This window comes from Azospirillum baldaniorum, assembly GCF_003119195.2.
GTDB classification, from domain to species: domain Bacteria; phylum Pseudomonadota; class Alphaproteobacteria; order Azospirillales; family Azospirillaceae; genus Azospirillum; species Azospirillum baldaniorum.
The window spans coordinates 700670-717202 of record NZ_CP022255.1 but is presented as its reverse complement, the minus strand read 5'-3'; the positions used below and the strand labels follow the sequence as shown (position 1 = coordinate 717202).

Annotated in this window: 18 protein-coding genes and 1 pseudogene; 15 read left to right on the top strand and 4 right to left on the bottom strand. The window is 68.3% G+C overall.

Annotation, left to right across the window (positions count from 1 at the left end; translation table 11 throughout):
• Positions 1–31: 31 nt before the first annotated feature.
• The 14 genes and pseudogenes from Sp245p_RS25485 to Sp245p_RS25415 all read left to right on the top strand — a co-directional run bounded on the left by Sp245p_RS25485 (position 32) and on the right by Sp245p_RS25415 (position 12888).
• Positions 32–832, top strand: a complete 801-nt coding sequence (locus tag Sp245p_RS25485; RefSeq protein WP_014199491.1) for a crotonase/enoyl-CoA hydratase family protein — start codon at positions 32–34, stop codon at positions 830–832.
• 47 nt (positions 833–879) lie between these two features.
• Positions 880–1665 carry an ABC transporter ATP-binding protein gene (locus Sp245p_RS25480; protein ID WP_014199492.1) on the top strand — a complete coding sequence of 262 codons (786 nt, stop codon included), beginning with the start codon at positions 880–882 and terminating at the stop codon, positions 1663–1665.
• Positions 1658–2380 carry an ABC transporter ATP-binding protein gene (locus tag Sp245p_RS25475; RefSeq protein ID WP_014199493.1) on the top strand — a complete coding sequence of 241 codons (723 nt, stop codon included), beginning with the start codon at positions 1658–1660 and terminating at the stop codon, positions 2378–2380. Before Sp245p_RS25480 ends, Sp245p_RS25475 begins: the two co-directional genes overlap by 8 nt.
• Before the next feature lie 70 nt (positions 2381–2450).
• Complete coding sequence (locus Sp245p_RS25470) at positions 2451–3338, top strand: branched-chain amino acid ABC transporter permease (protein WP_109139006.1); 888 nt, start codon at positions 2451–2453, stop codon at positions 3336–3338.
• A gap of 3 nt (positions 3339–3341) precedes the next feature.
• Positions 3342–4364, top strand: a complete 1023-nt coding sequence (locus Sp245p_RS25465; RefSeq protein ID WP_109139005.1) for a branched-chain amino acid ABC transporter permease — start codon at positions 3342–3344, stop codon at positions 4362–4364.
• Positions 4365–4395: 31 nt separating this feature from the next.
• Positions 4396–6561, top strand: a complete 2166-nt coding sequence (locus tag Sp245p_RS25460; protein WP_109139004.1) for a methyl-accepting chemotaxis protein — start codon at positions 4396–4398, stop codon at positions 6559–6561.
• Positions 6558–7301 carry an electron transfer flavoprotein subunit alpha/FixB family protein gene (locus tag Sp245p_RS25455; protein WP_246119815.1) on the top strand — a complete coding sequence of 248 codons (744 nt, stop codon included), beginning with the start codon at positions 6558–6560 and terminating at the stop codon, positions 7299–7301. The genes Sp245p_RS25460 and Sp245p_RS25455 overlap by 4 nt, the downstream gene beginning before the upstream one ends.
• A gap of 54 nt (positions 7302–7355) precedes the next feature.
• On the top strand, positions 7356–8234 hold the full coding sequence (locus Sp245p_RS25450) for a 3-hydroxybutyryl-CoA dehydrogenase (protein WP_014199495.1): 879 nt from the start codon (positions 7356–7358) through the stop codon (positions 8232–8234).
• Between the two features lie 460 nt (positions 8235–8694).
• Positions 8695–8757: pseudogene (locus Sp245p_RS36580) on the top strand (hypothetical protein); the annotation flags it as partial.
• Between the two features lie 118 nt (positions 8758–8875).
• A complete protein-coding gene (locus tag Sp245p_RS25435) occupies positions 8876–9709 on the top strand; it encodes a D-alanine--D-alanine ligase family protein (RefSeq protein ID WP_014199496.1) in 834 nt (277 codons plus the stop codon).
• 2 nt (positions 9710–9711) lie between these two features.
• Positions 9712–10818 carry an ABC transporter substrate-binding protein gene (locus Sp245p_RS25430; RefSeq protein WP_109139040.1) on the top strand — a complete coding sequence of 369 codons (1107 nt, stop codon included), beginning with the start codon at positions 9712–9714 and terminating at the stop codon, positions 10816–10818.
• Positions 10809–11513: a GTP-binding protein gene (locus tag Sp245p_RS25425; protein WP_014199498.1), complete on the top strand. Its 705-nt coding sequence runs from the start codon at positions 10809–10811 to the stop codon at positions 11511–11513. The genes Sp245p_RS25430 and Sp245p_RS25425 overlap by 10 nt, the downstream gene beginning before the upstream one ends.
• Positions 11510–12352, top strand: coding sequence for an ATP-binding cassette domain-containing protein (locus Sp245p_RS25420; RefSeq protein WP_014199499.1), 843 nt, complete (start codon positions 11510–11512; stop codon positions 12350–12352). Before Sp245p_RS25425 ends, Sp245p_RS25420 begins: the two co-directional genes overlap by 4 nt.
• Positions 12340–12888, top strand: a complete 549-nt coding sequence (locus Sp245p_RS25415) for a nitroreductase family protein (protein WP_014199500.1) — start codon at positions 12340–12342, stop codon at positions 12886–12888. The genes Sp245p_RS25420 and Sp245p_RS25415 overlap by 13 nt, the downstream gene beginning before the upstream one ends.
• A 36-nt stretch (positions 12889–12924) precedes the next feature.
• Here the strand turns inward: Sp245p_RS25415 and Sp245p_RS25410 are convergent, their stop codons facing one another.
• From Sp245p_RS25410 to Sp245p_RS25395, 4 genes are all read right to left on the bottom strand, one after another.
• Entirely contained in the window at positions 12925–13188 is a 264-nt protein-coding gene (locus Sp245p_RS25410) for a GNAT family N-acetyltransferase (protein WP_041813920.1), read from the bottom strand.
• Between the two features lie 97 nt (positions 13189–13285).
• Positions 13286–14179 carry a phosphate/phosphite/phosphonate ABC transporter substrate-binding protein gene (phnD, locus tag Sp245p_RS25405; protein WP_014199502.1) on the bottom strand — a complete coding sequence of 298 codons (894 nt, stop codon included), beginning with the start codon at positions 14177–14179 and terminating at the stop codon, positions 13286–13288.
• 81 nt (positions 14180–14260) lie between these two features.
• Complete coding sequence (locus Sp245p_RS25400) at positions 14261–14455, bottom strand: Nif11-like leader peptide family natural product precursor (RefSeq protein ID WP_014199503.1); 195 nt, start codon at positions 14453–14455, stop codon at positions 14261–14263.
• Between the two features lie 25 nt (positions 14456–14480).
• Positions 14481–14840 carry a NifB/NifX family molybdenum-iron cluster-binding protein gene (locus Sp245p_RS25395; protein ID WP_014199504.1) on the bottom strand — a complete coding sequence of 120 codons (360 nt, stop codon included), beginning with the start codon at positions 14838–14840 and terminating at the stop codon, positions 14481–14483.
• 264 nt (positions 14841–15104) lie between these two features.
• On the opposite strand from Sp245p_RS25395, the gene nifE reads away from it, so the two are divergent.
• On the top strand, positions 15105–16526 hold the full coding sequence (gene nifE, locus Sp245p_RS25390; RefSeq protein WP_014199505.1) for a nitrogenase iron-molybdenum cofactor biosynthesis protein NifE: 1422 nt from the start codon (positions 15105–15107) through the stop codon (positions 16524–16526).
• The last annotated feature ends 7 nt before the right edge of the window (positions 16527–16533 follow it).

Genomic DNA, 16533 nt, shown 5'->3' with positions numbered 1-16533 from the left:
CGCCCCACACCGGCTTATCAGGAACTTCCCCATGTCCGATCCAATCATCTTCGAGAACGACGACGGGATCGTCACGTTGACGATCAACCGGCCGGAAACCCGCAATCCCATCTCCGACCCCGACATGATCGAGGCGATGCTGGAGGCGCTCGACCGGATTGACCGCGATCTGTCAATCCGTACGGCGATCCTGACCGGCACCGGGACGAGCTTCTCGTCCGGCGGCAACTTGAAAACGATGGGTGAGCAGGGCGGAATCAACGATCCTCTGCCGGCCCAAACCCGGCGGAACTACAAGTTTGGGATCCAGCGGCTTCCCCTGGCCTTCGAGGCGCTGGAGGTCCCGATCATTGCGGCGGTGAACGGCCCGGCCATCGGCGCCGGTTGCGATCTCGCCTGCATGTGCGATCTCCGGATCGCCGCGGAACGCGCCGTGTTCGCGGAGAGCTTCGTCAAGGTCGGCATCGTGCCGGGCGATGGCGGAGCGTGGTTGCTGCCGCGCGTCGTTGGCTTCTCCAAGGCCTGCGAGATGGCTCTGACCGGCGATCCGATCGACGCGGCCGAAGCGTTGGCCTGCGGCCTCGTATCGAAGGTGGTGCCGAACGACGAACTGCTCGCCGAAGCCCGCAAGCTGGCGATGCGCATCGCCGCCAACCCACCCCACGCGGTCCGCATGACCAAACGGCTGCTGAGAGAAGGACGCAACGCCACGCTCGACCATTTGCTCGAGCTGTCGGCGGCGATGCAGGCGCTTGCCCACGCGACGGCCGACCACAAGGAAGCGGTGGCCGCCTTGCTGGGCAAGAGGCCGCCGAGCTTCACCGGACACTGAAAGGATGGACGCCACGGCCGAACGAGACAGGACTTGGGACAGCGGGCATGATCACCGGCACCAATGACATCATCCTCGAGGCGCGCGGACTCTCGAAGGAGTTCGGAGGCTTCATCGCGGTGAAGGGGGTGAACCTCCGGGTTCGCCGCGGCACCATCCACGCGCTGATCGGCCCGAACGGCGCCGGCAAGAGCACGGTCTTCAACCTGCTGACCAAGTTCCTGACGCCGACGCGCGGCCAGATCCTCTACAAGGGGCGCGACATCACCGCCATGAAGCCCGCCGACGTGGCGCTGCTCGGCATGGTCCGCTCCTTCCAGATCTCCGCCGTCTTCCCGCATCTCAGCGTGCTGGAGAACGTCCGCGTCGCGCTGCAGCGCCCGCGCGGCACCAGCTTCCATTTCTGGAAGCCGGAGGCCAGCCTGCACGACCTGCACGACCGCGCCGAGGAACTGATCGAGGCGGTGAACCTCACCCCCTGGGCCGGCCACACCGCCGCCGAGCTGCCCTACGGACGCAAGCGCGCGCTGGAGATCGCCACCACGCTGGCCCTCGACCCTGAGGTGATGCTGCTCGACGAGCCGCTGGCCGGCATGGGCCACGAGGACATCGAGGGCACCGCCGCGCTGATCAAGCGCGTCTCCGCCGACCGCACCATCCTGATGGTCGAGCACAACCTGTCGGTCGTCGCCCACCTGTCGGACACCATCACCGTGCTCCGCCGCGGCGAGATCCTGGCCGAGGGCGCATACGACGTCGTATCGCGCAACCCGCAGGTCATGGAAGCCTACATGGGCACGGGGGCCGGCACGGGTGAGGTGGGCCATGCCTGACGGCGCGACCGTGAAGACCACCATGCTGGAAATCCGCGACCTCCAGGCCTTCTACGGCGAGAGCCACGTGCTGCACGGCGTCAACATCGACGTGCGCCAGGGCGAAGTGGTGACCCTGCTGGGCCGCAACGGCGCCGGCAAGACGACGACCATGCGCTCGATCATGGGCATCGTCGGCAAGCGCAACGGCTCGATCCGCTTCCAGGGCAAGGAACTGATCGGCATGGCGCAGCACAAGATCCCCCGCCTCGGCATCGGCTATGTGCCGGAGGAGCGCGGCATCTTCTCCTCGCTCAGCGTGGACGAGAACCTGATGCTGCCGCCGGTGGTGAAGTCGGGCGGCATGACCGTGCCGCAGATTTACGAGCTGTTCCCCAATCTCCAGGGCCGCGGCACCACCCAGGGCACGCGCCTGTCGGGCGGCGAGCAGCAAATGCTGGCCATCGCGCGCATCCTGCGCACCGGCGCCGACCTGATCCTTCTCGACGAGCCGACCGAGGGGCTGGCCCCCGTCATCATCGAGCAGATCGGCGTGGCGGTGCGCAAGCTGAAGCAGCGCGGCTTCACCATCGTGCTGGTGGAGCAGAATTTCCGCTTCGCCGCGACCATCGCCGACCGCCATTACGTGATGGAGGAAGGCCATGTCGTGGACATGATCCCCAACGACCAGCTCGCCCAGAACATGGACAAGCTGCACACCTATCTGGGTGTCTGACGGCACAGAAACCACCTGCCGTCCAACAATCAAAACCCAACAAGCGCTCGATTCATAGGGAGGGACGGTCATGTTCGACTTGCTGGGGGTGCCGCCCCAGGTCCTGTTCGGCCAGCTTCTGCTCGGCCTCATCAACGGGTCCTTCTACGCGCTGCTCAGCCTTGGGCTGGCGGTCATCTTCGGCATGCTGAACGTCATCAACTTCGCCCACGGCGCGCTCTACATGATCGGCGCCTTCGTGGCGTGGCTGCTGCTGACCAAGCTCGGCCTCGGCTACTGGTGGGCGTTGGGCCTGTCGCCGCTGATCGTCGGGCTGCTGGGCGTGGTGCTGGAAAAGACCATGCTGTCGCGGCTCTACAAGCTCGACCATCTCTACGGCCTGCTGCTGACCTTCGGCCTCGCCCTGATCATGGAAGGCGCCTTCCGCCACTTCTACGGCGTGTCGGGCCAGCCCTATCCGATCCCGGACGCGCTCAAGGGCGGCCAGAACCTCGGCTTCATGTTCCTGCCCAACTACCGCGGCTGGGTCGTCGTCGCCTCGCTGATCGTCTGCTTCGGGACGTGGTTCGCCATCGAGCGGACGCGGCTCGGCGCCTACCTGCGCGCCGCCACCGAGAACCCCGTGCTGGTCCAGGCCTTCGGCATCAACGTGCCGGTGATGATCACCGCCACCTACGGCTTCGGCGGCGCGCTGGCCGGGCTGGCCGGCGTGCTCGCGGCACCGATCTACCAAGTGTCGCCCCTGATGGGCTCCAACCTGATCATCGTCGTCTTCGCGGTGGTGGTCATCGGCGGCATGGGCTCGATCCTCGGCGCCATCGTCACCGGCCTGGGGCTGGGGCTGCTGGAAGGGTTGACCAAGGTCTTCTACCCGGAAGCCTCCAACATCGTGGTGTTCGTCGTGATGGCGATCGTCCTTCTCATCAAGCCCGCGGGCCTCTTCGGACGGGAGCGCTGAGCCATGGCCACCCAAAGCAAGACGACCAGCATCAAAACGGCCGGCATCAAGACGGCCGACACCCAGACGACGACCATCGCGCTGCGCCGTCCGGGGCAGGACAGCACCCGCAACGCCATCATCCTCGGCATCGGCCTGCTGATCGCGCTGGCCGCACCCTACGTGCTGTACCCCGTCTTCGTGATGAAGGTGCTGTGCTTCGCGCTGTTCGCCTGCGCCTTCAACCTGCTGATCGGCTTCGCCGGGCTGCTGAGCTTCGGCCACGCCGCCTTCTTCGGCGGGGCGGCCTACATCACCGCCCATTCCGCCAAGGTCTGGGGGCTGGGGCCGGAGGTCAGCATCCTGCTCGGCATGGGCTTCTCCGCCCTGCTCGGCCTCGCCTTCGGCGCGCTGGCGATCCGCCGGCAGGGCATCTACTTCGCGATGATCACGCTGGCGCTGTCGCAAATGGTCTTCTTCATGGCCCTGCAGCTCAAGTTCACCGGCGGTGAGGACGGCATCCAGGCGGTGCCGCGCGGGCATCTGTTCGGGGTGATCGACCTGAACAACTCGCTATCCATGTATTACTTCGTGCTGGCGGTGTTCCTGGTCGGCTTCGCGGTGGTCTGGCGCGCGGTGCATTCGCCCTTCGGCCAGGTTCTGAAGGCGATCCGCGAGAACGAGCCGCGCGCCGTGTCGCTGGGCTACCGGACGGAGCGCTACAAGCTGCTGGCCTTCGTGCTGTCGGCGAGCCTCGCCGGTCTGGCCGGCGGCACCAAGGCGCTGGTCTTCCAGCTCGCCTCGCTGACCGATGTGACGTGGCAGATGTCCGGCGAGGTGGTGCTGATGACGCTGCTCGGCGGCATGGGCACGCTGCTTGGCCCGGTGGTGGGGGCGGCCATCGTCGTCACGCTGGAAAGCTATCTGGCGGCCACCAGCATGCCGGTTCCGGTGGTGATCGGCGCCATCTTCGTGGTCTGCGTGCTGGTCTTCCGACGCGGCGTCGTCGGCGAGTGCCTTGCCTGGATCGGCAGGCGCAGCCGCTGATCCTTCCTCGCCCTGCACCGGAGGTATCGCCGTGTTCTTGACGTACAAAATCCCTGGCGCGTTGGTGACCTCGGCGGTGCTTGCTGCCGTGCTGCTCGGCAGTTTCGCCTATGATGCTGCGTCCAGGCGCTTGCGGGAGACGGCGCAGGACAAGCTGGTGGCGTTGGCCGATGCGCGCGAAGCCAGCGTGCGCGCCTATCTGGAGAATTTGGAAAGCGACATCGTGCTGACCGCCAGCACCCGGTCCATGCGTGACGCGGCGGTCGGGATGAGCAATGGCTGGCGCGTCGAGGCCGACCGCGGGGACGCTGGCGCTTCCCTGCGCAAGCGCTACGTGGACGACAACCCATACCCGGCTGGCGAGCGCCACAGGCTGGAAAAGGCGGATTCCGGCGCGATGTACGACATCGCACACCTGCGGCTGCATGGCTGGATGCAGGATCTCATGCAGCGCCGGGGTCTCGCCGACGTGCTTTTGCTGAGTCCTGAGGGCATGGTGATTTATAGCGTTGCCAAGGGGGCCGACTTTGCCCGGCCGGTCGCGTCACCCGCCCTGGCCAACCTTCAGGCCGCCGTCCGAAGCGATCCACGCCCCGGCACCCTGCAGATCGCTGACTTCACCGTCTATGGCGCGCCCGACGAGCCGCCCTCGGCCTTTCTCGTTAGTCCCATCACCATGCCGCAGCCGGACGGCAGCGCCCAATTGCTCGCCCTCCTCGCATTTCGGCTGGAGCCCAACGGCCTGAACCGCATCATGCGGGCGACCGATGGCATGGGGGAGACCGGTGACACCTACCTTCTCGGCGCCGATGGCCTTCTGCGCAGCACACCCCGCTTCGCTCACGGCCTGCCCGTCCTGTCCCGCCACGTCGGCGGATCCATCACCATGGGCCCAGCTGGCGGATATGATGGCAACGCGCGCGTGGTTGAGACGATGAACGCGCTTGGCACGGCGGTCGCCCTGGCCGCGGCCCGTCCGCTGCGGCACGACAGGCTGGCCTGGACCGTTCTGGCGGAAGCCTCAGTGGCGGAGGTGCTGGCGCCGGTTTACGCCATGCGCAACCAGATGATGATCGCCGGTTGCCTATTGTTGCTCATCATCTGCGCGGGCGGCGTCCTTTTTGCCCGTGGCATCACGACGTCGCTGAGCGCGATGAGCCACGCCATGCAACGCCTTGCCGAAGGAGACCTCACCATCACAATTCCGGCCCGGGATCGCCGTGATGAGATCGGTCGGATGGCTGGCGCCATGCAGGTGTTTCAGGAGGCACTGGGGCGCACCGAGGTTCTGAAGGCAGAACAGGAGCGGGTGCGCGCTGAGCGCGAAAAGCGGACACGTGCGCTGGAGCAGGCTACCCAAGGCTTTGATTCCCGTGTCGGAGGCATCGTCCGCGCCGTGGCCTCGTCCGCAGACGGATTGGAAGCGACCGCCCAAACCATGAGCGACGGTGCCGACCGCACCCTGAACGAGGCCACCGGCGTCGCCGCTGCGGCCGAGCAGACGGCGGCGAGTGTCGGCACCGTGGCTTCGGCGGCCAACCAACTCCGCACTTCCATCAGCAACATCCGTCGCCACAACGAGGAATCCAGCCGCATCACCCAAGCTGCCATCGACGCCTCCGGGCAAGCCGGCGATACCATGCGGGTGCTGGTGGAAACTTCCGGCCGCATCGGCGCCGTGGTGCAGCTCATCCAGGATATCGCGGCGCAGACCAACCTGTTGGCCCTGAACGCGACCATCGAGGCGGCCCGCGCCGGAGAGGCCGGCAAGGGCTTCGCCGTCGTGGCGTCGGAGGTCAAAAGTCTGGCCGCTCAGACGGCCAGAGCGACCGAGGAGATCGGCGCCCAGATCGACACCATGCAGTCTGTAACCGACGGGGCGGCCGTTGCCATTGGCCAGATCGTCTCGGTGATTGAGGAGATGGGACAAATCTCTGCCATCGTGACCGGCGCCGTTGAGGAGCAGGGTGCGGCGATTGCCGAGATCGCTGCCAACGCCGGTCAGGCGGCAACGGCAACTCAGTCCGTGACCGCCATCATCGACGGCGTGGCGCGCTCCGCCAACAGCACCAAGACGGCGGCGGGGGATGTGTTGAGCGCCTCCGGCGACCTTACCCGGCAAGCCGCCAGCCTGCGCACGGAAATCGAACGTTTCCTGTCCGACATTCGAACCACGGAAGAAGCAACCCAGACATGAAGGTCCTCGTCCCGGTCAAGCGGGTGGTCGATTACAACGTCAAGATCCGCGTCAAGGCGGACGGTTCCGGCGTTGAGACCGCCAACGTGAAGATGCTGCCGCGCGTCGCCGCGCTGCTCGACGTCGCGGCGATCTCCGACATCACCGGGGTGGTCTCCGCCGACACCTTCGAGCGGCCGATCTACGCCGGCAACGCCATCGCCACGGTGAAGTCCGCCGACCCGATCAAGGTCGTCACGGTGCGCACCACCGCCTTCGAGGCGGCCGCCGCCACGGGCGGCTCGGCGACGGTCGAGAGCATCGCCGGGACGGGCGACGCCGGTTCGGCCAGGTTCGTCGGCCAGGAGCTGACCAAGTCGGAGCGTCCGGAGCTGACCCAGGCCAAGATCGTCGTGTCGGGCGGCCGCGGCATGCAGTCGGGCGAGAACTTCAAGCTGCTGGAGGCACTGGCCGACAAGCTGGGGGCGGCGGTCGGCGCCAGCCGCGCGGCGGTGGACGCCGGCTTCGTGCCCAACGACTACCAGGTCGGCCAGACCGGCAAGATCGTGGCGCCCGAGCTGTACATCGCCGTCGGCATCTCCGGTGCCATCCAGCACCTCGCCGGCATGAAGGACAGCAAGGTCATCGTCGCGATCAACAAGGACGAGGAGGCGCCGATCTTCCAGGTCGCCGACTACGGCCTCGTCGCCGACCTGTTCAAGGCGGTGCCGGAGCTGACGGCCGCGCTGGACAAGGCGTAACCGGCCAATCCTCCTCGGAAGACCAGCGGCCCAAAGACAAGCGGGAAAGCTCATATGTCCACGATCAAGAAGATTGGCATCATCGGTGCCGGCCAGATGGGCAGCGGCATCGCCCACGTCTGCGCGCAGGCGGGGTACGAGGTCGTCATCTCCGACATCAGCCCGGAGATTCTGCAGAAGTCGGTGGCCGCCATCTCCAAGAACATGGACCGTCAGGTTCAGAAGGGGAAGCTGACGGAGGCCGACAAGACGGCGGCGATCGCCCGCATCTCCACCGGGTCCGACCTGTCCGTGTTCCATGACGCCGATCTCGTGGTCGAGGCCGCGACGGAGAACGAAGCGCTCAAGCGCGAGATCTTCAAGAAGCTGGTCCCCAACCTGAAGCCCGAGGCGCTGATCGCGACGAACACCTCGTCGATCTCGATCACCCGGCTCGCCGCCTCGACGGACCGCCCGTCCAAGTTCATGGGCATGCATTTCATGAACCCGGTGCCGGTGATGCAGCTCGTCGAGCTGATCCGCGGCATCGCGACCGACGAGGCGACCTTCAGCGCGATCGCCGAGCTGACGGCGAACATCGGCAAGACCGCGGCGGTGGCCGAGGACTTTCCGGCCTTCATCGTCAACCGCATCCTGCTGCCGATGATCAACGAGGCGGTCTACACCCTCTATGAGGGGGTGGGCGGCGTCCAGGCCATCGACACGGCGCTGAAGCTGGGGGCCAACCACCCGATGGGCCCGCTGGAGCTGGCGGACTTCATCGGCCTGGACACCTGTCTGGCGGTCATGCAGGTCCTCTACGAGGGTCTGGCCGACAGCAAGTACCGCCCCTGCCCGCTGCTGGTGAAGTATGTCGAGGCCGGCTGGGTCGGACGCAAGGTCGGACGCGGCTTCTACGACTACTCCAAGAACCCGCCGGTCCCGACCCGCTGACAAATGTGCAAAACACTTTCACATTCTTTTTAGAAGGACGAAAAATGCTAACATTTGAAGACTGCTTGGCAATATCCGACGCTGAAGGAAGCGCAATCATAACCACGGACATCAACACTGTCGAAGCATATCGAATGATGGCACAAGCATCTTTGCAACAATCCAACACATTGGCGCCGAAAGGAGGCTCATACAGGTCAACAGATGAACGAAATCAGCGGGAGCACCGAGTCTAAAGCGAACTTCCGTTCGCTTTAGACTCATATCGCCTCATTCGCCGGCGGGCTCCGGTCGCATGTGCGACCGGGACCGCCGGCGCGGTCCAAAGCGGATTGCAATCCGCTTTAAAGCGGATTGCCGCTGAGTATAGACAGAATTTTGGCTGGCCCGAGCGGTTTGAGGAAGGCGCCACTGAAGGACGCCGCGCCATGGGCCAGCCAAAGTCAAGTGCCTTAACAATATCGTTGAACAGGATCACCGGCGGATCAAGCGGCTGGTCCGGCCGGGGCTCGGGTCCGGGAGCTTCCACACAGCGCGGCGGACAATCGCCGGCTATGAGATCTTGTCCATGGTGGGCAAGGGGCAGGTCGCCGCCGTTCCCGCCAACGACATGCCGGCCCAGGACCGCGCTCGGCTACACCGTGACCACCGCCAGCGATTGCCGGGCCGTGCTGACGGCGGGCGGCAGGACGGACCTTGTTTTTTCCCTCTACAACCGCTTCCCGATCGACAACCCGGAAATCCTCGTCCCCTCGCTGTGCGGTCTCGTCGGCCTGCCCTGCGTCGGGGCACCGGCCAACACGCGGGCTCTGGCCGAAGACAAGTGGTTCGCGAAGCTGGCCGCCAAGGCCATGGGCATCCCGGTGGCGGAGGGGGCGGTCTACGCCGACCGCGCCGCGCTGGCCTTTCCGCCCGCCTTCCGCGGCCCCTACTTCGTGAAGAACCGCTTCGGCGCCGCCTCCGACGGGGTGAGCGCCGAGTCCGTGCAAGAGGACTGGGCCGGAGCGTGCCGCATCGCCGAACATCTGTTCCGGCGCGGCATGTGCGTGCTGGTCGAGCAATACGCTCCCGGCATCGACGTCACCGTGCCGATCCTCGGCGCCGCGCCGCCCATCCTGCTCGGGCTCGTGCTGCCGGTCTCCAACAAGCCCGGCGGCATCATCACCGAGGATCTCAAGCGCGACGACCCGCTGGGCTACGAGATGTTCGCGCCGGGGCCCGAAGTGGAGGCGGGCTTCCGCCACGGCGCCGCCCGGCTGTGGGAGACCGCCGGCCCGATGGATTATCTGCGCATGGACTACCGCTACGACCCGGCCAGCGGGCGGCGCGTCTTCCTGGAGTTCAACCTGTGCTGTCACATCGGGCGCAGCGGTGCCATCGGACTGGCCGCCGCGCAATGGGGCGCCAGCCAAGCCGACGTGCTCGGCCATGTGGTGGAGCACAGCCTGCGCCGTCAGCGCCGGGCGGAGGCATGACGATGGACGGGCTGGCACTGGACGGACTGGCCTTGGAAGGCCTTTTCGGGCGCTGTCCGGAAGCCGACTGGGCCGCAGCCATCGACGCCATCGAGGAGGTGCTGCCGGGAGACGCGCCATCCCCCCGCGGGCTGGACTTCCTGGGCGGCGTGCCGGTGCCGCTGCGCCACCGCGTCCGCGACGGTCTGGCGGATGTTCTGATCCGTCACCGCCGCGAGACCGGGCGGATCCTCGCCGGCTGCTTCCCTATGGGACAGGGCGGGCGCACACCCTTCGACCGGCTGCGCCGCATCCGCCGCCTGGAGGACTTCCCAGCCATGCTGGTCTCCGCCGATCACGGCAACACGTTCAACCGGCGCTTCCATCGCGAGCATGTGGCCGGCGGCGCGTTCCGGATCGAACAGCCGGGGCCGGTGGCCGCCCCCTTCGCCGACTGCGGCCTTCCCGACCCGGAGGGGCGGATCGCCGTCTTCGCGGTGGCCCCCTTCGTCATCCTCGCCGACAGGCGGCGGCTGAGGGGGCGCCCGGTACCGCGGCGCTGGAGCGACCTGCTGGGCCTCGCCTACCGGGGGCAACTCGCCTTCGGCGGCTGGCGCCGGCCCGGCGGGTCATTTGGCGCACACGTCAACCATTTCTTCCTGCTGGCGATGCACCGGATGTTCGGGGACGCCGGCCTGCGCTGCATCGCCGCCAACACGGCGACGCTGACGCACAGCGCCGAGATGCCGCGCGTCGCCGGCACCGTCGCTTCCCCCGCGGGGGTCTATGTCCTGCCCTGGTCGCTGGCCGGCATCTGCCCCCACCGCGCGGAGACGGAACTGGTCTGGCCGGAGGACGGGGCGCTGGCCTACCCGCTGTGGATGACCGTCAAGGCGGCGGATCGGGAGCGGCTGGACCCGCTGGTGCGGCATATGCAGGGGCCGGATCTCGGGCGCCTGCTCGCGGACAACCGCTACCCGCCGCTGTGCCCGGAGGTGCCGTCGGGCCTGCCGCCGGGCGCGCGCCTGTGGTGGCCGGGCTGGGAGGTGGTGCGCGCCCGCTCCACCGCCGACACGCTGCGCGCCGCCACCCGGACCTTCTTCGACGCCTGGAGCCCGCCATGCGCCTGATCACCGTCGCCGGGCCGCCCTCGGTCGGCAAGACCTCCGTCATCGTCCGCGCGCTCCGCCACCTGATCGCGGGGGGCCTGCGCGCCGGCGTCATCAAGTTCGACGCGCTCGACACCGCCGACGACGCGCTGTACCGGCGCGCCGGCATCCCGGTGGCGGTCGGGCTGTCGCATGGCATCTGTCCCGACCATTTCTTCGTCAGCAACATCGACGACGCCCGCGCCTGGGGGCAATCGCAGGGCTTGGACGCGCTGGTCAGCGAGAGCGCCGGCCTGTGCAACCGCTGCTCCCCCCACATCCGCGAGGTGTTGGCGGTCTGCGTGGTGGACGTGCTGTCGGGCGTGCAAACGCCGCGCAAGATCGGCCCGATGCTGCGCCTGGCCGATCTCGTGCTGATCACCAAGGGGGACATCGTGTCCCAGGCCGAGCGCGAGGTCTTCGCCTATCACGTGGCGCTGGCCAACCCGCGCGCCGCGGTGCTGTTCGTCAACGGCATCACCGGCCAGGGCTCGGTCGCGTTCGCCAACCGCATCCGCCACGCCGGGGACACCGGCGCGCTGGAGGGCCGCCGCCTGCGCTTCCCCATGCCGTCCGCCGTCTGCCCCTACTGCGTCGGGGAGACCTGCATCGGCGTCGATCACCAGCGCGGGCACGTCCGCAAGATCGCCTTCGAGACTCCGGAGGTCCCGCCATGACCGGCGCCCCCCTGCGGTCGCTGACCATTCTCGGCGGGCGGGACAAGGCCGGGCGCCCGGAGGTGGGCGAGGTCACCCTGCGCGCCGGGGACGTGGCCTGCATCGTCGGCCCCACCGGATCGGGCAAGAGCCGCCTGCTGGCCGACATCGAATGCCTTGCCCAGGGCGACACGCCAAGCGGGCGGCGCATCCTGATCGACGGCGCGGAGCCGGAGACGGCGCTGCGCTTCGCCGCCCACCGCAAGCCGGTGGCGCAGCTCTCCCAGACCATGACCTTCGTCGTCGATCTGACGGTGGGCGAGTTCGTGGCGATGCACGCGCGCTGCCGCGGGGTACCCGATCCCGGAAGCCGGGTGCCCTCCATTGTCGCTGCGGTGATCGCCGGCGCCAACGACCTGTCGGGCGAACCCTTCGGCCCCGACGACGCCCTGGCGGAGCTGAGCGGCGGGCAGAGCCGGGCGCTGATGATCGCCGACACCGCCCTGCTCAGCGCCTCGCCCGTTGTGCTGATCGACGAGATCGAGAACGCCGGCATCGACCGCCGCCGCGCGCTCGACCTGCTGGTGGGGGAGGAGAAGATCGTCCTGATCTCCACCCACGATCCCATCCTGGCGCTGCTCGGTCAACGGCGGCTGGTCATCCGCAACGGCGGTATCGCCGAGGTGATCGCCACCGGTCCGGACGAGCGCGCCAGCCTGGAGATTCTGGCGCGGCTCGACCGCGCTTTGCTCGACCTGCGGGAACGCCTGCGCGCCGGTCGGCGCATCGACCACCTGCCGGACTGGCCGGCGCTTCTCGGCATCGACAAGGAACGCGAGACGACACCATGGACGCCCTGACCCTGCTGCTTCAGCGCCGCTCCTGCCCGGCCCTCCAGGCCCCGGCCCCGGAGGGGGAGCATCTCGACCTCATCCTGCGTGCGGCGCTGCGCGTGCCCGATTTCCAGCGGCTGCGCCCCTACGAGTTCATCATTGCCGAGGGCGACGGGCTGGTCCGGCTGGGCGTCCTGCTGGAAGCGGCCGCCGTCGCGTCCGGCAAGCCGCCGGAGATCGTGGAGCGCGCCCCGCGCATGCCGCTGCGCGCGCCGATGGTGATCGTGGTGGTGTCCCGCCCGCGGCCCAGCGAACTCGTCAGCCCGTTCGAGCAGCGGCTGACCGCCGGTTGCGCCGTCATGGCGATGCAGATGGCCGCCCAGGCGCTGGGCTACGGCGGCATCTGGCGGTCGGGCTGGCCGATGTTCGATCGCGGCCTGCACGACGCGCTCGGCCTCGGCGCGGAGGACCAGGTGGTCGGCTTCCTCTATCTCGGGACGCCGGCCCGCCAACCCGGCCCGCCGCCGGACGCTGAGGTGGGACGTCATGTCCGCCGGCTCTGAACACCGGCTGCTTCCCCATCCCGGCACCGCCAACCCTCAGCGCAGGACGAGCGTGTAGCGGACGAAGCCGTCCGCCTCCGTGAAATGATCGTAGAGACGGCGGGCCGCCTTGTTGTCCGCGCGCGTGTGCCAGTAGAGCCGCTTCCACCCGCAGGTTCGGCCAAGATCGGCGAGATCCCGGATCAGCGCTCCGCCAACCCCGGCGCCACGGGCGCCGGGATCGACGAACAGATCCTCCAGATAGCAGACCGGCTCCACCGACCACGTGCCGGGGTGCAGGACCGCGCAGGCAAAGCCGATGACCGCCCCGTTCCGCCAGACGGGCGGACAGGCAGGAGCCGGGGTCGCGGACGCGGATGGCCGAGAACGAACCGGTCTCCATCACGTCACGCCACCCTCACTTGACGATGGAGGCGGCCTGCGGACGGTCCCGGGTGATCGCCTCGACCCAGATGCGCACACGGTCCACGTCGGCGTCCACGGCGGGGATGAAGGCGTTCGCCCGGAACACCCCCAGGGCGGCGGCATCGTCCACGCTGGTGAAGGCCTTGCGCACCTCCTCCTTGAAGGCGGGGTCCAGCCCATCGCGGAAGGTCCACATGTACTCCGGGATGGCCGGCGATTCGGCCAGCAGCCGCACCTTGGCCGGGTCGATCTTCCCTTCCTTCAGCAGGCGCTTGTAGATGGGCATGGACAGGCCGCCGGCGGCGGCCTTGCCGTTCTGCACGGCCAGAGCCACCGCATCGTGCGCACCGAGGACGCGCAGCGTGTAGTCGCGTTCCGACACCAGACCGGCGGCGGCGAACATGTAGCGCGGCACCCAGGTGCCGGAGGTCGAGGCCGGATCGCCGAAGGCCACCTCCTTGCCGCGCAGATCGGCCAGCGTCGTCGCGGGGCTGGCGGCGGGCACGATCACCACCGCTTGGAAGGTCGGGCCGACAACGTCGTGCGACGGGCGGGCGAAGGGCTCCAGCGCGGCGCGGCGGCCCTGCAGGATGTAGGTGACCGGTCCCAGATAGGCGACGTCGAGCCGCCCGAACCGCAACGCCTCACCGGTCGCCGCGTAGTTGGCCCCGACCTGGAGTTCGACCGGCAGGCCGAGCTTCTTTTCGAGATAGGCGCGCAGCGGCTCGTTCAGCCGCATCACCGTCGGCGCGGACTCGCCCGGCAGCAAGCCGACGATCAGCTTGCCCGGACGCCCGGCTGGCGTTTCGGCCAATGTTTCGGCTTGGGCGGCGCCAGCCAGCAGGGCGACGGTGAGGGCAAGGCGTTTGAAGAGGATGGAGATCATGGACGGCTCATCCTTAAGCGTTTGGGGTGCGTTTGGAAACGGCGGATCGGACGGAGAGCGAGACGGGCTCTTCCGAAGGCGTCAGAGCGGCGTGATGCCGTGCTCGTGGTAGATCGCCTCCGTGGCCTGCTTGAATTCCGGCACCGTGAAGTCGAAGCCGGCGGCCCGGATGAAGGCCCAGTTGGCGGCCTCGTCCTCGCCGTCGTTGATGGTGCGGCGGAAGGCCTCGTCCTCACGCATGCGCGTGATGTAGGCGATGGCGGATTCGACGGACATGAGGGATTCCTTCGGGAAGGCGGGGTCAGGCGGTCATCGCCAATTCGGCCAGTGCGGCCTCCACGGATCGGCCCGCGAAGCGGTCTGTGGCCTCGATGCCGGCGTCGGCGAGCAGCTTGCGGGGGGCCTCGCCGACCTTGGCGACGAGCAGCGCCCGGCAGTCCCCCAGCATGCGGACGATGGTGGCCCGGCGGTCCTCGCCACCACGGGAATGGACGGCGATGAACCGCCGCTCGATCAGGCGCCCGCCGCCGGGCTCCAGCGCATAGACGAGAAACTCCTCGGCCTGACCGAAATGCTGGTCGATCAGACCGTCCTCGGCACCGCCGACGGCGATCAGGATGCCGGTGCCGGAGGGTGGGTGAATCACGGTCTGGTCGGACATCGCCGCCTCCTGTCGTGTTCATCGGGATGCGTGATGGGAGAGCAAGCGGCGTGCCATGCGCCGAAGGCCTGGACCGGGCTGGACGGCCGGGGCATGGGCCGTACGGAAAGGTACGAACCCCCTCCGGCGGGACGTTTCCGTACGAAACACCGGCGCCGCTTTCCGCCCGCCTTTCCCGGCGGGGGCGCGGGATCGCAGGAAACAGCGGGTGCTGGCATGCCCCTTGCTCTCTCCCTGTCCCAGGCTAACAGGGAGGTCCCCGCCATGAAGCCGAACGACATCCAGGCGCTGCTCGACGAGCCGGCCTGCGCCCACAACGACGCCAACAAAGCCGGGGGCAAGAAGGCGGGCTGCCCGAAGCCGCAGCCGGGCTCCACCCAGGGCGGCTGCGCCTTCGACGGGGCGCGCAACGCGCTGCTGCCCATCGCCGACGCCGCCCACATCGTGCATGGCCCCATCGGCTGCGCGGGAAGCTCGTGGGATGGGCGCGGCACGCGGTCCAGCGGGGTGTCGCTGTTCCGCATCGGCATGACCACCGACCTGACGGACATCGACGTCATCATGGGCCGCGGCGAGAGGCGGCTGTTCCAGGCCATCCGCCAGACGGTGGAGACGCACAGCCCCGCCGCCGTCCTCCTCTACGCCACCTGCGTTCCGGCCCTGTCCGGCGACGACCTGGATGCGGTGGCCAAGGCGGCGCAGGAGCGGTTCGGCGTCCCGGTGATCCCGGTGGACTGCGCCGGCTTCTACGGCAACAAGAATCTCGGCAACCGCATCGCCGGGGAGGTGGTGGTCGAGCGCATCATCGGCACGCGGGAGCCGGAGCCGGTGCCCGCCGCCGCCGAGCGCCCCGGCCTCCGCATCCACGACGTCAACCTGATCGGCGAATGGAACGTCGGCGGCGAGTTCTGGAACGTCGCCCCGCTGTTCGACGAGCTGGGGCTGCGCATCCTCTGCACCCTGTCCGGCGACAGCCGGTTCCGCGAGGTGCAGACCATGCACCGGGCGGAGGCCAGCATGGTGGTCTGCTCCAAGGCCATGCTGGGCGTGGCACGCAAGCTGCACGAGAGGTATCGCATTCCCTTCTTCGAAGGCAGCTTCTACGGGATTGAGGACACCTCCGCGGCGTTGCGCGGCTTCGCCCGGCTGCTCAACGATTCGGACCTGACCGCGCGGACGGAGGCGCTGATCGCGCGGGAGGAAGCGGCGGCGGAAGTTGCGCTGGCCCCGCTGCGCGCGCGATTGCGCGGCAAGCGCGTGCTGATCTTCACCGGCGGCTACAAGAGTTGGTCGGTGGTCTCGGCCATGCAGGATCTCGGCATGGTGGTGGTCGCCACCGGCACCGAGAAATCGACGGAGGAGGACAAGGCCCGCATCCGCGCCCTGATGGGGCCGGACGCCCTGATGATCGCCGACAACGACCAGATCGAGCTGCTGAAGACCTTCGAGCGCTGCCGGGCCGACATCCTGATCGCCGGCGACCGCTACATCTACCCGACGCTGAAGTCGCGCATCCCCTTCCTCGACATCGACCATGTGCGCAACATCGGTTACGCCGGCTATGCCGGCATGGTGGAGCTGGCGCGCCAGCTCGTGACCTCGGTCGAGAATCCGGTGTGGGCGCAGGTGAACCGTCCGGCCCCCTGGGCCGACGCCGTCCCGGCGCCGCAGGCCCTGCGCGCCTGAGGGAAAG